Genomic DNA, 13,316 nt, shown 5'->3' with positions numbered 1-13,316 from the left:
GCGTTGTACTTTCTCGGCTTTTCCTCTCGCCCCCCGCCCCCCACCCCCCCCGCCCGGGGGGGGGGGGGGGCCGGGGGGGAGGCGGCGCCCCCCCCCCCCCCCCCCCCCCCCCCCCGCCCGAGGCCCGGACACGTCGGCTCCCGCCCGCTCGCGGCCCGAGGCCCCGCCACGTCGGCTCCCGCCGTCCGGGGCCCGCCGCCTCACCCCTCGACGCGTGCCAGGAAGTCCCGTACCGCCTCCTTCACGTCCTTCGCCGTCCACTCCAGGCCGGGGCCCGTCACCGTCAGCTCCGTGAAGGAGACTCCCGGCGGGGCGGCCGCGCCCGGGGTGAACCAGCGGCGGAAGAACGCGGTGCCGGTGTCCTCGGTCTGGGCGAGGGCCGCCGCCGTCAGGACGTCCGGGGCGTACGGCAGCCAGACCTGGAACTGGTGGGTGTGCGGGGTCTCCGGGTGGACCCGGGACCAGCCGGTGCCCGCCTCCGCGAGCGCCTCGCGGAGCGCTTCGGCCACCACGCGCGCGTGCGCCACGTACGAGGGCAGCCGGGGCAGCTCGACGTCCAGGCCCCGGAGTGCGGAGAGCGCCGCCGGGTACTGCTGGAAGACCATCCCGCCGTACCGGTGCCGCCAGACCCTGGCCTCCTCCATGACCTCCTCGGGACCGGCGAGCGCGGCCCCGGACTGGCCGCCGAGGGACTTGTAGAACGAGACGTACACGCTGTCGGCGAGCCCCGCGATCTCCGCGAGCCCGCGGCCGAAGTGCGTCGTGGTCTCCCACAGCCGGGCCCCGTCGAAGTGGACCACCGCGTCCCGCTCCCGGGCCGCTTCCACCACCTCGGTCAGCTCCTCCCAGGACGGCAGCACGAAGCCGGCGTCCCGCAGCGGGAGCTCCAGCATCAGCGTCCCGAAGGGCTCCGGGTGGTCCCGTACCTCCTCGGCGGTCGGCAGCCGGGGCGCGCCGGTCGGGTGGACCGTGCGGAGCCCCGAGACGGCCCCGAACGCGCCGTTCTCGTGGACCTCGGGGTGGGCGAGCGGGTGGAGGGCGACGACGGGGCTGCCGGTGCGCCCGGCCCAGCAGCGCAGCGCCACCTGCTGGGCCATGGTGCCGGTCGGGAAGAAGACGGCGGCGGGGAGACCGAGCTCCTCGGCGACGCGCCGCTCCAGCTCCTCCACGAGCCCGTTCCCGTACGTGTCGATCGGGGCCTCGCCGTGGCCCGCGGCCTCCGCCCAGGAGGCCAGTTCACGCAGCCGCGAGCCGGCCGTGCCGTCGACCGAGGTGTCCCACAGGGTGCGCTCCGCGCCGCCCCACACCTTCAGCCGGTGGAGCCGGGCCGCTTCCTCGTCCGCAGGAGCCTCGACGGAAGTCTCGTCCACAGGAGTCTCAGGATTCATGGGCCGATCATCACATCATCGCCCACACCCTGTGGACAGCCACGGAGGCAGGTCGAAACGCTGGCGTAGCATGACCAGAAATCGTCCGGTACCCGCCGAGGACTGGAACGGAAGGCCGTCCCCACCGTGAACGCACCAGCAGCGCCAGAGCCCAGAGCGTCGGAGCCCCGGGCCGAGGACCGACCCGCCCGGCTCACCGTCGGAGTCGTCGGCGCCGGCCGGGTGGGCCCCGCCCTCGCCGCCTCGCTCCGGCTCGCCGGGCACCGCCCCGTCGCCGTCTCCGCGGTCTCCGAGGCCTCCCGGCGCCGCGCCGCCGAGCTCCTGCCCGACGTCCCGGTCGTCGAGCCCGCCCGCGTCCTCGCCCTCGCCGACCTGGTCCTGCTGACCGTGCCGGACGACGCGCTGCCGGGCCTGGTCGAGGGCCTCGCCGACACCGGAGCCGTACGTCCTGGCCAGCTGCTCGTGCACACCTCCGGGCGGTACGGGGCGCGGGTCCTGGACCCCGCCCGCCGGGCCGGTGCCCTGCCGCTCGCCCTGCACCCCGCCATGACCTTCACCGGCACCGCCGTCGACGTGCAGCGGCTCGCCGGCTGCTCCTTCGGCGTGACCGCGCCCGAGGAGCTGAGGCTCGCCGCCGAAGCCCTGGTGATCGAGATGGGCGGCGAGCCCGAGTGGATCGCGGAGGAGGCCCGGCCGCTCTACCACGCGGCCCTGGCCCTCGGCGCGAACCACCTGGTCACCCTGGTGGCCCAGTCGATGGAGCTGCTCCACAAGGCCGGGGTCGCCGCCCCGGACCGGATGCTGGGCCCGCTCCTGGGCGCCGCCCTGGACAACGCGCTGCGGTCCGGGGACGCGGCCCTCACCGGGCCCGTCGCGCGCGGTGACGCCGGCACGGTCGCCGCCCACGTCGCCGAGCTCCGCAAGCACGCGCCCGCCACCGTCGCCGGTTATCTGGCGATGGCCCGCACGACCGCCGACCGGGCGCTCGCGCACGGCCTGCTCAAGCCCGAGCTGGCCGAGGACCTCCTTGGCGTGCTGGCCGAGCCGTCGGGCGGAGCCGCCCACCCCGCAGACCCCGCCGACGGGCCGCAAGGAGACGACCGATGACCCTGTTCGCCCGCAAGAGCACCGAGGGCGCCGAGGGCGGCCGGTCCGTACGCCACGAGCCGGCCGAGCTGGTTCCCACGGTCGAGGACCTGGAGCACGCGGCCGTCCACTGGGCGACGCCGGGCGGCACCGCCGTGGTCATGACCATGGGCGCCCTCCACGAGGGCCACGCCACCCTCATCCGGGCCGCACGCGAGCGCGTGGACGCCAAGGGCTTCGTCGTCGTCACCGTCTTCGTCAACCCGCTCCAGTTCGGCGCCGGCGAGGACCTCGACCGCTACCCCCGTACCCTCGACGCCGACCTGGCGCTGGCCTTCGACGCGGGCGCGAGCGTCGTCTTCGCGCCCTCCGTCGACGAGGTCTACCCGGGCGGCGAGCCGCAGGTCCGGATCACCGCGGGCCCGATGGGCGAGCGCCTCGAAGGCGCCTCCCGGCCCGGCCACTTCGACGGCATGCTGACGGTCGTCGCCAAGCTGCTCCACCTCACGTCGCCCGACCTGGCCTTCTTCGGGCAGAAGGACGCCCAGCAGTTGGCCCTGATCCGCCGCATGGTCCGCGATCTGAACTTCCCCGTCGAGATCGTCGGCGTGGAGACCGTGCGCGAGACCGACGGCCTCGCGCTGTCCAGCCGTAACCGCTACCTGTCGGCGGGGGAGCGCCGGACGGCCCTGTCGCTGTCCCGCGCGCTGTTCGCCGGCCGGGAGCGGCTCGCCGCCCAGGAGGCGCTGCGCGCGCGTGCCGTCTCGCTGCCCGGCGCCCAGGGCCGGGCCGAGAACCGCGCCGAGGCCCTGTCGCGGCTCGGCGAGGCCCGGGCCGCCGCCGACGCCCACGCGGTCGCGCAGGCCGCCGAGGGCGGCGCCGCCGGGGCCGTGCGGGCCGCGGCCCGTGCCGTCCTGGACGAGGCGGCGAAGGCCGAGCCGCCGCTCACCCTCGACTACCTGGCCCTCGTGGACCCGGCCGACTTCACCGAGGTCGCCGACGGTCACGAGGGGGAGGCGGTCCTCGCGGTCGCCGCGCGCGTGGGGAGCACGCGGCTCATCGACAACATCCCCCTGACCTTCGGAGCCGCCAAGTGACCGGAATACGGCTGCAAGCACCCGCGCCGGGCTGGGCCATCGACGCCGACGTCGTCGTGGTCGGCTCGGGGGTCGCCGGGCTCACCGCCGCCCTGCGCTGCACCGCCGCCGGGCTGCGTACGGTCGTCGTCACCAAGGCCCGGCTCGACGAGGGTTCCACCCGCTGGGCCCAGGGCGGCATCGCGGCCGCGCTCGGCGAGGGCGACACCCCCGAGCAGCACCTCGACGACACCCTCGTCGCCGGTGCCGGGCTCTGCGACGAGCGGGCCGTGCGGGCCCTGGTGACGGAGGGCCCCGACGCCGTCCGCCGCCTGATCGCGACCGGCGCCGACTTCGACAAGAACGCCGACGGCGAGATCGCGCTGACCCGGGAGGGCGGCCACCACCGCCGCCGGATCGCGCACGCGGGCGGGGACGCGACGGGTGCCGAGATCTCCCGCGCCCTGGTCGAGGCGATACGGGACCGGGGCGTCCGCTTCATCGAGCACGCCCTCGTCCTCGACCTCCTCACCGACGCCGAGGGCCGTACGGCGGGCGTGACCCTGCACGTCATGGGCGAGGGGCAGCACGACGGTGTCGGCGCCGTCCACACGCCCGCGGTGGTCCTCGCCACCGGCGGCATGGGCCAGGTCTTCTCCGCCACCACCAACCCGGGCGTCTCCACCGGCGACGGCGTCGCGCTCGCGGTGCGGGCCGGGGCCGAGGTCTCCGACCTGGAGTTCGTCCAGTTCCACCCGACGGTGCTGTTCCTCGGGGCCGGCTCCGAGGGCCAGCAGCCGCTGGTCTCCGAGGCGGTACGGGGCGAGGGCGCCCACCTGGTCGACGCCGACGGGGTCCGCTTCATGCTCGGGCAGCACGAGCTGGCCGAGCTGGCGCCCCGGGACATCGTCGCCAAGGCGATCATCCGCCGCATGCAGGAGCAGGGCGCCGAGCACATGTACCTCGACGCCCGGCACTTCGGCGCCGAGATGTGGGAGCAGCGCTTCCCGACGATCCTGGCGGCCTGCCGCGCCCACGGCATCGACCCGGTCACCGAGCCGATCCCGGTCTCCCCGGCCGCCCACCACGCCTCCGGCGGCGTCCGCACCGACCTGCGCGGCCGGACGACCGTGCCGGGCCTGTACGCGTGCGGGGAGGTCGCCTGCACGGGCGTCCACGGCGCCAACCGGCTCGCCTCGAACTCGCTCCTGGAAGGCCTGGTCTTCGCCGAGCGGATCGCCGAGGACGTCCTGGCGAGCGCGGCGGGCCGCGGTCCCGCCGTCCCGGTGGAGCACCCGGCCCCGCTGGTCCTGCCGCTGCTCGACCCCGGCGCCCGGCGCCGTATCCAGCGCACGATGACCCTGGGCGCGGGAGTGCTCAGGTCCGCCGAGAGCCTGCGTACGGCCTCCCGGGAGCTGGAGGCCCTCCACCTCCCGCCCGCCGCTGAAGGCGACGAGGCCGGCGACCGGAAGTCCGCCGAGCCGGGCGTCGAGTCCTGGGAGACCACCAACCTGCTCGCCGTCGCCCGCCTCCTGGTCGCGGCGGCGGACCGCCGCGAGGAGACCCGCGGCTGCCACTGGCGCGAGGACCACCCCGAGCGGGACGACGCGCGCTGGCACCGGCACCTCGTCGCCCGTCTCACCCCGGGGCGGACCCTCGACGTCCGCACCACCGACACCGCCGACTTTCCCCCCACCCTCGACGCCCCCAGGGAGCCGTAAGTGAGCACGCCCGAGGAAGCCCGTCCCGAGCCCGTGGACGTCCCTCTCATCCAGATCAACACGGTCTCCTCCGACGAGGCCGGCGGCTGCGGCGACGGCTGCGGCTGCGGCGGCGGCGAGGAGTTCGAGTGCGGGCTCGACCCCGCCCTCGCGCAGCTGCTCGCCGACGCCGGTCTCGACCCCGTCCAGGTCGAGGACATCGCCCACCTCGCGATTGCCGAGGACCTCGACGGCGGGGTCGACGTCACGACCGTGGCGACCGTCCCCGAGGACGCCGTCGCCACCGCCGACTTCACCGCCCGCGAGGCCGGTGTCGTGGCCGGTCTGCGGGTCGCCGAGGCCGTTCTGTCGATCGTCTGCACCGACGAGTTCGAGGTCGAGCGGCACGTCGAGGACGGCGAGCGCGTCGAGGCCGGGCAGGTGCTCCTGAGCGTCACCTCCCGCACCCGCGACCTGCTCACCGGCGAGCGCAGCGCGCTGAACATCCTGTGCCGTCTGTCCGGCATCGCCACCGCCACGCGCGCGTGGGCGGACGTCCTGGAGGGCACGGAGGCGAAGGTCCGCGACACCCGCAAGACGACGGCGGGCCTGCGCGCCCTGGAGAAGTACGCGGTCCGCTGCGGCGGCGGCGTCAACCACCGCATGTCGCTGTCCGACGCCGCCCTGGTGAAGGACAACCACGTGGTGGCGGCCGGCGGCGTCGCCGAGGCCTTCAAGGCCGTCCGCGAGATGTTCCCCGAGGTACCGATCGAGGTCGAGGTCGACACGATGCACCAGGTCCGCGAGGTCCTGGACGCGGGCGCCGACCTGATCCTGCTCGACAACTTCACCCCGATCGAGACCGAGGAGGCCGTCGCCCTCGTCGCGGGCCGCGCCGTCCTGGAGTCCTCGGGCCGGCTGACCCTGGAGAACGCGGCGGCCTACGCGGCGACCGGCGTCGACTACCTGGCGGTCGGCGGCCTCACGCACTCCTCCCCGATCCTCGACATCGGCCTGGACCTGCGTGAGGTGCGCGCCTGATGCTGCTCACCATCGACGTCGGCAACACGCACACGGTGCTCGGTCTCTTCGACGGTGAGGAGATCGTCGAGCACTGGCGGATCTCCACGGACCCGCGCAGGACCGCCGACGAGATGGCGGTCCTGCTCCAGGGCCTCATGGGCATGCACCCGCTGCTCGGCGTCGAGCTGAGCGACGGCATCGAGGGGATCGCCATCTGTGCGACGGTCCCCTCGGTGCTGCACGAGCTGCGCGAGGTGACCCGCCGGTACTACGGGGACGTGCCGGCGGTCCTCGTGGAGCCGGGCGTCAAGACGGGGGTGCCGATCCTCACGGACAACCCCAAGGAGGTCGGCGCCGACCGCATCGTCAACGCGGTCGCGGCCGTCGAGCTGTACGGCGGCCCGGCGATCGTCGTGGACTTCGGCACGGCGACGACGTACGACGCGGTCACCACCCGCGGCGAGTACGCGGGCGGCGCGATCGCCCCGGGCATCGAGATCTCGGTGGAGGCCCTGGGCGTCAAGGGCGCCATGCTCCGCAAGATCGAGCTGGCCCGCCCGCGCAGCGTGATCGGCAAGAACACGGTCGAGGCCATGCAGTCGGGCATCGTCTTCGGGTACGTGGGCCAGGTCGACGGCGTCGTGGCCCGGATGAAGCGCGAACTGGTCGGGCCGAAGGGCGACCCCTCCGACGTCACGGTGATCGCGACCGGCGGCCTGGCGCCGATGGTCCTCGCCGACTCGAAGGAGATCGACGCGCACGAGCCCTGGCTGACCCTGATCGGCCTGCGCCTGGTGTACGAGCGGAACGTGTCCCGCATGTAGGGGTGGGCCCGGCGCGCCGCGATGATCGCTAAGAGAAAATTGTCCGATTAGCGCGTAGTGTCGGCCCATGCCCACGCCATACGGATCCCGCGGCGGCATGGCGTTCAGCGCGGACGAGCTGCGTGTGCTCCGCCGCGCCCTTGCCACTGCCCTCCACCCTGCCCCCCTCCAGGACGAGGACGTCCAGAACTGCCTGTGCCTGGCCGAATCCGTGGACGAGGCGGTCCGCGAGGCCGGTCGGCAGCGCGCCTTCCTCCTCGACGACCTGACCCGCTACCGCGAGGCGCTGCCCGGGTCCCTCGGCGGCTACCTGGAGCTCCTCCGCGACGCGCTGGCCGCCGGCTACGACCCCGGCGCCGACGACCTCGCCGCCCTGCGCGCGCTGCGCCGCAACCCGGCCGCCGCCGAGCTGCTCGCCCGCTGCCAGGTCCTCGCCGAGCGCTCCGTACGCGCGCGCCTGGCCCGGGTCTCCCAGGCCACCGCCTCCAGCGCGCCCACCGTCTCCCGGGCCACCGCCTCCAGCGCGCCCACCGTCTCCCGGGCCACCGCCTCCAGCGCGCCCACCGTCTCCCGGGCCCGGCTGCTCGCGCTGCCCGGCGGGCGCGGGGCGGGCGGCGAGCCCAAGCCGACCCCGCCCGCCCCGGTCAAGCGCCCGGCCCCCAAGCCCTCCGAGGTCTTCCCGCCCCGGCGACGCCCGGTACCCCCGCCCCCGCCGGAGGAGCGGGTCGCCGGATGAGGGGACGGCCCTCAGGTCTACTCTGGGCGGCATGGACTACGTATCCGCGCTCCTGCCCCCCGTCGTGATGGCGGCGTTCTTCATCGCCCTCGTCACCGTGATCGTCAAGAGCCAGGGCGGCCCGAACAAGGCCAAGGAGGACGCGGTCGTGGACGCCGCCCTCGCCCGCGCCGAGGCCGCCCGCCAGGCGGACGGCTCCTAGCCTGTCCTGCGGGCGAGAGCCCCGTACTGCGCCGAGGGTGCGCGACCGCTACCGGTCGCGCACCCTTTTGTCCTTCTAGTGCGGCTTGGGTGGCGAATAGCCGCTTATTACCGTTTCTCCCACTATGGTGACGTTGTGCCCCGCCCCCTGGGAGAACTCGAAGACGCCGTGATGACGCGCGTCTGGCAATGGAACCGCCCGGTGACCGTCCGGGAGGTGCTGGAGGACCTCCAGCAGGAACGGTCCATCGCCTACACGACCGTCATGACCGTCATGGACAATCTCCATCAGAAGGGCTGGGTCCGCAGGGAAGTCGAAGGCCGCGCCTATCGATATACGGCGGTCTCCACCCGCGCCGCCTACGCGGCCGCCCTCATGAACGAGGCATGGGCCCAGAGCGACAACCCCGCCGCCGCACTCGTCGCCTTCTTCGGGATGATGTCGCCGGAACAGCGCGAGTCGCTGAACGACGCCATCCGCATCGTCCAGCCGACGGCAGCCGTGGACAACCCCCTCCCGGCCGCCCCGCGCGAGGCCGGGGGCGGCGAAGGACAGGCCCGTCCGTAGGGCCTGATCCGCGGGACAGGCCCTGCGATAGCGTCCCCCCATGTCGACCTCCGTCAAAGCCGTCACCGTACGCAGGGCCCGCACCGGCGATGTGGCCGCGGTCCGCCGTCTCGTCGATCCTTTCGTGCGGCGCGGCATCCTGCTCGACAAGGCGACCGTGACCCTTTACGAGTCCATCCAGGAGTTCTGGGTCGCGGAACGCGACGAGGACGCCGTCGTCGTCGGCTGCGGCGCACTCCACGTCATGTGGGAAGACCTCGCCGAAGTCCGCACTCTCGCCGTCGATCCCGACTTCAAGGGCGCCGGCGTCGGACATCAGGTGCTGGACAAGTTGTTGGACACCGCCCGATGGCTCGGGGTGCGGCGGGTATTCTGCCTGACCTTCGAAGTCGACTTCTTCGCGAAGCACGGCTTCGTCGAGATCGGCGAGACCCCGGTCGACGGAGATGTCTACAGCGAGCTCCTCCGTTCCTATGACGAGGGAGTCGCCGAGTTCCTCGGTCTCGAACGAGTGAAGCCGAACACCTTGGGCAACAGTCGGATGCTTCTGCACCTGTGAGGCGGAAGCCCGCGATCCTCTCGTGGAACCCTATGTCCGAATCGCGCACGTTTCCCGCGTTGCCGGGGATCTGAACCTCTCCCAGGGGTTTGTGTTTTTCCGGGAAAAGCGGTTTCCTTTCCGCGTACTGCATTTTCGATGAAAGGAAATCCGGTGGCACAGAAGGTTCAGGTCCTTCTTGTCGACGACCTCGACGGCGTCGAGGCGGACGAGACCGTGACGTTCGCGCTGGACGGCAAGACCTACGAGATCGACCTCACCACCGCCAACGCGGAAAAGCTCCGTGGCCTGCTCGAGCCGTACACCGCGGGTGGCCGTCGCACCGGCGGCCGCACCACCGGCGGCCGCGGCAAGGGCCGCGCCGTGGCGACGGGCAGCCAGGACACCGCGAAGATCCGCGCGTGGGCCAAGGAGAACGGCATGAACGTCAACGACCGCGGTCGCGTTCCCGCCGACATCAAGGCCGCCTACGAGGACGCGAACCGCTGAGGCGACAGCTGCTGAGCCGCCCCGCGGGTACGGGCACTCAGCAGCCGCACCCGGTGGCACTCCGCCGCGGCGGCGGCCACGAGACGCACCAGACAGGGGGCGTCCGCAACGCCCCACGGCGCGGACCGCAGCGCCGGCAGCGAGGCCTCGACCTCGCGACCCGGCGCGGGCGCCCGCAGCCACACCGCGGCGCCCGGCGCGCCGGATCCGCCCCACCCCGGGGGAAGGGGTGCGGTCATCCGGCCGTCGGCACCGAGGACCGCGAGATCCAGTGAGATCCCGCCCCACTCCAGCCAGTCGAGCAGCCCGGGCAGCTCCTCCGCGCTCCCCGCGGCCACGAGCAGCCCCATCCGGCGCCCCACCAGGGCCACAGGACCGGTCGCCGCGCCCATCCGGCGCAGCACGCCCCGGCCGGCCTCGGCAGGCATCTCCAGGACGTCGAAGCGCAGCCCCGTGACCAGAGCCGCCGGCGGGCCCGCCACCGTCGCCCAGCCGAGCTCGTCCTCGTACCACCGCGCGACGCCGCCGTCGATCGGCGAGCGGGGCGGCGGAACGGTGAGGGCCATGCCGGGGGAACTCCCGGGAGAGCGCCTTGGTTACGCCCGGCGGTGACGCAGTGTCCCCCACGGGTCGCGCACGGTGTCCGGGATGGGGGTGTGCGAGTGCATTCGGGCGCGCAAGGGTGTTCGCTGGTAGCGGAGGGAACCGGGGTGTGCCGCATGGAGTGTCAGTCCTTACGGGTAAGACATTCCTAGTGGAGAGGGGCGACTCGCGGGCTTCGGCGTCTCACGTTCGCCATCGGCGTACTGATGGCGCGGGTAACTACTTGGCCTGCGGGAACATCGTCTCGCACCATCGGGTTGGAGCATTTGTCGGCTGTTCGGCAGCAGGTCTCCCCACTGAGAAGGGGGTGATCCGGACGGATGTCGGCAGTTGGAATGAGCGGTCCCCGCTTGCGGGACTAAGCTGCGGAAGGACAGGGAGGGGATCGACCCCTAACTGACTGACCGCTCTGAGGAGCGATTAACGATGTTCGAGAGGTTCACCGACCGCGCGCGGCGGGTTGTCGTCCTGGCTCAGGAAGAAGCCCGGATGCTCAACCACAACTACATCGGCACCGAGCACATCCTTCTGGGCCTTATCCACGAGGGTGAGGGTGTCGCCGCTAAGGCCCTGGAGAGCCTCGGGATTTCGCTCGAGGCGGTCCGCCAGCAGGTTGAGGAGATCATCGGGCAGGGGCAGCAGGCCCCGTCCGGCCACATCCCCTTCACCCCGCGTGCCAAGAAGGTCCTGGAGCTCTCGCTCCGTGAGGCCCTCCAGCTCGGCCACAACTACATCGGCACCGAGCACATCCTGCTCGGCCTGATCCGCGAGGGCGAGGGCGTCGCCGCCCAGGTCCTCGTGAAGCTGGGCGCCGACCTCAACCGGGTGCGGCAGCAGGTCATCCAGCTGCTCTCCGGCTACCAGGGCAAGGAAGCCGCCACGGCCGGCGGCCCTGCCGAGGGCACCCCCTCGACGTCCCTGGTCCTCGACCAGTTCGGCCGCAACCTCACCCAGGCGGCCCGCGAATCCAAGCTCGACCCGGTCATCGGGCGCGAGAAGGAGATCGAGCGGGTCATGCAGGTGCTGTCCCGCCGCACCAAGAACAACCCGGTCCTCATCGGCGAGCCCGGCGTCGGCAAGACCGCCGTCGTCGAGGGCCTCGCGCAGGCCATCGTCAAGGGCGAGGTGCCCGAGACCCTCAAGGACAAGCACCTCTACACCCTGGACCTCGGCGCGCTGGTCGCCGGCTCCCGCTACCGCGGTGACTTCGAGGAGCGCCTGAAGAAGGTCCTCAAGGAGATCCGCACCCGCGGCGACATCATCCTGTTCATCGACGAGCTCCACACCCTCGTGGGTGCGGGCGCCGCCGAGGGCGCGATCGACGCCGCGAGCATCCTCAAGCCGATGCTCGCCCGCGGTGAGCTCCAGACCATCGGTGCCACCACGCTCGACGAGTACCGCAAGTACCTGGAGAAGGACGCCGCCCTCGAGCGCCGCTTCCAGCCCATCCAGGTCGCCGAGCCGTCGCTGCCGCACACCATCGAGATCCTCAAGGGTCTGCGCGACCGGTACGAGGCCCACCACCGGGTCTCCATCACCGACGAGGCCCTCGTCCAGGCCGCGACCCTGGCCGACCGGTACATCTCGGACCGCTTCCTCCCGGACAAGGCGATCGACCTGATCGACGAGGCCGGCTCCCGGATGCGCATCCGCCGGATGACCGCGCCGCCGGACCTCCGCGAGTTCGACGAGAAGATCGCCGGCGTCCGCCGCGACAAGGAGTCCGCGATCGACTCGCAGGACTTCGAGAAGGCCGCGTCCCTCCGCGACAAGGAGAAGCAGCTCCTCGCCGCGAAGACCAAGCGCGAGAAGGAGTGGAAGGCCGGCGACATGGACGTCGTCGCCGAGGTCGACGGCGAGCTCATCGCCGAGGTCCTCGCGACCGCCACCGGCATCCCGGTCTTCAAGCTGACCGAGGAGGAGTCCTCGCGCCTGCTCCGCATGGAGGACGAGCTCCACAAGCGCGTCATCGGCCAGAAGGACGCCGTCATCGGCCTCTCGCGGGCCATCCGCCGCACCCGTGCGGGTCTCAAGGACCCGAAGCGCCCCGGTGGCTCGTTCATCTTCGCCGGCCCGTCCGGCGTCGGTAAGACCGAGCTCTCCAAGGCGCTCGCCGAATTCCTCTTCGGCGACGAGGACGCGATGATCTCCCTCGACATGTCGGAGTTCAGCGAGAAGCACACGGTTTCCCGCCTCTTCGGTTCGCCGCCCGGATACGTCGGCTACGAAGAGGGCGGCCAGCTCACCGAGAAGGTGCGCCGCAAGCCGTTCTCCGTCGTCCTCTTCGACGAGGTCGAGAAGGCCCACCCCGATATCTTCAATTCCCTTCTCCAGATCCTGGAGGACGGTCGCCTGACCGACTCCCAGGGCCGGGTCGTGGACTTCAAGAACACGGTCATCATCATGACCACCAACCTCGGGACCAGGGACATCTCGAAGGGCTTCAACCTGGGCTTCGCCGCCCAGGGCGACACGAAGTCCAACTACGAGCGGATGAAGGCGAAGGTCAGCGACGAGCTGAAGCAGCACTTCCGCCCGGAGTTCCTCAACCGTGTGGACGACATCATCGTCTTCCCGCAGCTGACGCAGGAGGACATCCTCCAGATCGTCGACCTGATGATCGGCCGCGTCGACGAGCGCCTCAAGGACCGGGACATGGGCATCGAGCTCTCCCAGTCCGCGAAGGAACTGCTCGCCAAGAAGGGCTACGACCCCGTGATGGGCGCCCGGCCGCTGCGCCGGACGATCCAGCGCGAGATCGAGGACACGCTCTCGGAGAAGATCCTCTTCGGCGAGCTGCGCCCCGGTCACATCGTGGTCGTGGACACGGAGGGCGAGGGCGAGGAGCGCACGTTCACCTTCCGCGGCGAGGAGAAGTCGGCCCTGCCGGACGCCCCGCCGATCGAGGCAGCGGGCGGCCCGGGCCCGAACCTCTCGAAGGACGCGTGAGCCGTAGCTGAACAAGGGGCGGGGGGGGGGGGGGGGGGGGGGGGGGGGGGGGGGGGGGGGGGGGGGGGGGGGGGGGGGGGGGGGGGGGGGGGGGTGGGGGGGAGGGGGGGGGTA

At 72.6% G+C, this 13,316-nt stretch carries 13 protein-coding genes; 11 read left to right on the top strand and 2 right to left on the bottom strand.

Features of this window, described 5'->3' with window-relative positions:
* Positions 1-200 precede the first annotated feature (200 nt).
* A complete protein-coding gene (locus ACZ7HT_RS32050) occupies positions 201-1,388 on the bottom strand; it encodes a threonine aldolase family protein (protein ID WP_471172284.1) in 1,188 nt (395 codons plus the stop codon).
* 126 nt (positions 1,389-1,514) lie between these two features.
* Between ACZ7HT_RS32050 and ACZ7HT_RS32045 the strand changes: the two genes are divergently transcribed.
* The 10 genes from ACZ7HT_RS32045 to ACZ7HT_RS32000 all read left to right on the top strand — a co-directional run bounded on the left by ACZ7HT_RS32045 (position 1,515) and on the right by ACZ7HT_RS32000 (position 9,650).
* The gene (locus ACZ7HT_RS32045; RefSeq protein ID WP_471172282.1) at positions 1,515-2,495 is read left to right on the top strand and encodes a Rossmann-like and DUF2520 domain-containing protein; all 981 of its coding nucleotides are present in this window, start codon (positions 1,515-1,517) and stop codon (positions 2,493-2,495) included.
* Positions 2,492-3,571 carry a pantoate--beta-alanine ligase gene (gene panC / locus ACZ7HT_RS32040; RefSeq protein ID WP_471172281.1) on the top strand — a complete coding sequence of 360 codons (1,080 nt, stop codon included), beginning with the start codon at positions 2,492-2,494 and terminating at the stop codon, positions 3,569-3,571. Before ACZ7HT_RS32045 ends, panC begins: the two co-directional genes overlap by 4 nt.
* Entirely contained in the window at positions 3,568-5,271 is a 1,704-nt protein-coding gene (locus ACZ7HT_RS32035; RefSeq protein ID WP_471172278.1) for an L-aspartate oxidase, read from the top strand. The genes panC and ACZ7HT_RS32035 overlap by 4 nt, the downstream gene beginning before the upstream one ends.
* Positions 5,272-6,291 (top strand): carboxylating nicotinate-nucleotide diphosphorylase, encoded by a 1,020-nt coding sequence (nadC, locus tag ACZ7HT_RS32030; RefSeq protein ID WP_471172276.1) that lies wholly within the window; start codon positions 5,272-5,274, stop codon positions 6,289-6,291.
* On the top strand, positions 6,291-7,097 hold the full coding sequence (locus ACZ7HT_RS32025) for a type III pantothenate kinase (RefSeq protein ID WP_116160333.1): 807 nt from the start codon (positions 6,291-6,293) through the stop codon (positions 7,095-7,097). Before nadC ends, ACZ7HT_RS32025 begins: the two co-directional genes overlap by 1 nt.
* 97 nt (positions 7,098-7,194) lie before the next feature.
* On the top strand, positions 7,195-7,833 hold the full coding sequence (locus tag ACZ7HT_RS32020; protein ID WP_471172456.1) for a hypothetical protein: 639 nt from the start codon (positions 7,195-7,197) through the stop codon (positions 7,831-7,833).
* Between the two features lie 31 nt (positions 7,834-7,864).
* Positions 7,865-8,035, top strand: a complete 171-nt coding sequence (locus tag ACZ7HT_RS32015; RefSeq protein ID WP_181924602.1) for a hypothetical protein — start codon at positions 7,865-7,867, stop codon at positions 8,033-8,035.
* Positions 8,036-8,170: 135 nt separating this feature from the next.
* Positions 8,171-8,602: a BlaI/MecI/CopY family transcriptional regulator gene (locus ACZ7HT_RS32010; RefSeq protein ID WP_471172270.1), complete on the top strand. Its 432-nt coding sequence runs from the start codon at positions 8,171-8,173 to the stop codon at positions 8,600-8,602.
* A gap of 40 nt (positions 8,603-8,642) precedes the next feature.
* Positions 8,643-9,161, top strand: coding sequence for an amino-acid N-acetyltransferase (locus ACZ7HT_RS32005; RefSeq protein WP_471172266.1), 519 nt, complete (start codon positions 8,643-8,645; stop codon positions 9,159-9,161).
* Positions 9,162-9,314: 153 nt separating this feature from the next.
* Positions 9,315-9,650 carry a histone-like nucleoid-structuring protein Lsr2 gene (locus tag ACZ7HT_RS32000; protein ID WP_365224095.1) on the top strand — a complete coding sequence of 112 codons (336 nt, stop codon included), beginning with the start codon at positions 9,315-9,317 and terminating at the stop codon, positions 9,648-9,650.
* Here ACZ7HT_RS32000 and ACZ7HT_RS31995 read toward each other — a convergent pair.
* Positions 9,629-10,216, bottom strand: coding sequence for an SCO3374 family protein (locus tag ACZ7HT_RS31995; protein ID WP_471172261.1), 588 nt, complete (start codon positions 10,214-10,216; stop codon positions 9,629-9,631). The genes ACZ7HT_RS32000 and ACZ7HT_RS31995 overlap by 22 nt on opposite strands.
* Positions 10,217-10,679: 463 nt before the next feature.
* Here ACZ7HT_RS31995 and ACZ7HT_RS31990 point away from each other — a divergent pair, with 463 nt between their 5' ends.
* Positions 10,680-13,202: an ATP-dependent Clp protease ATP-binding subunit gene (locus ACZ7HT_RS31990; protein WP_471172257.1), complete on the top strand. Its 2,523-nt coding sequence runs from the start codon at positions 10,680-10,682 to the stop codon at positions 13,200-13,202.
* Positions 13,203-13,316: the final 114 nt, after the last annotated feature.

This window comes from Streptomyces sp. NPDC037410, from assembly GCF_055602235.1.
This window is presented reverse-complemented; position numbering and strand designations above follow the sequence as displayed.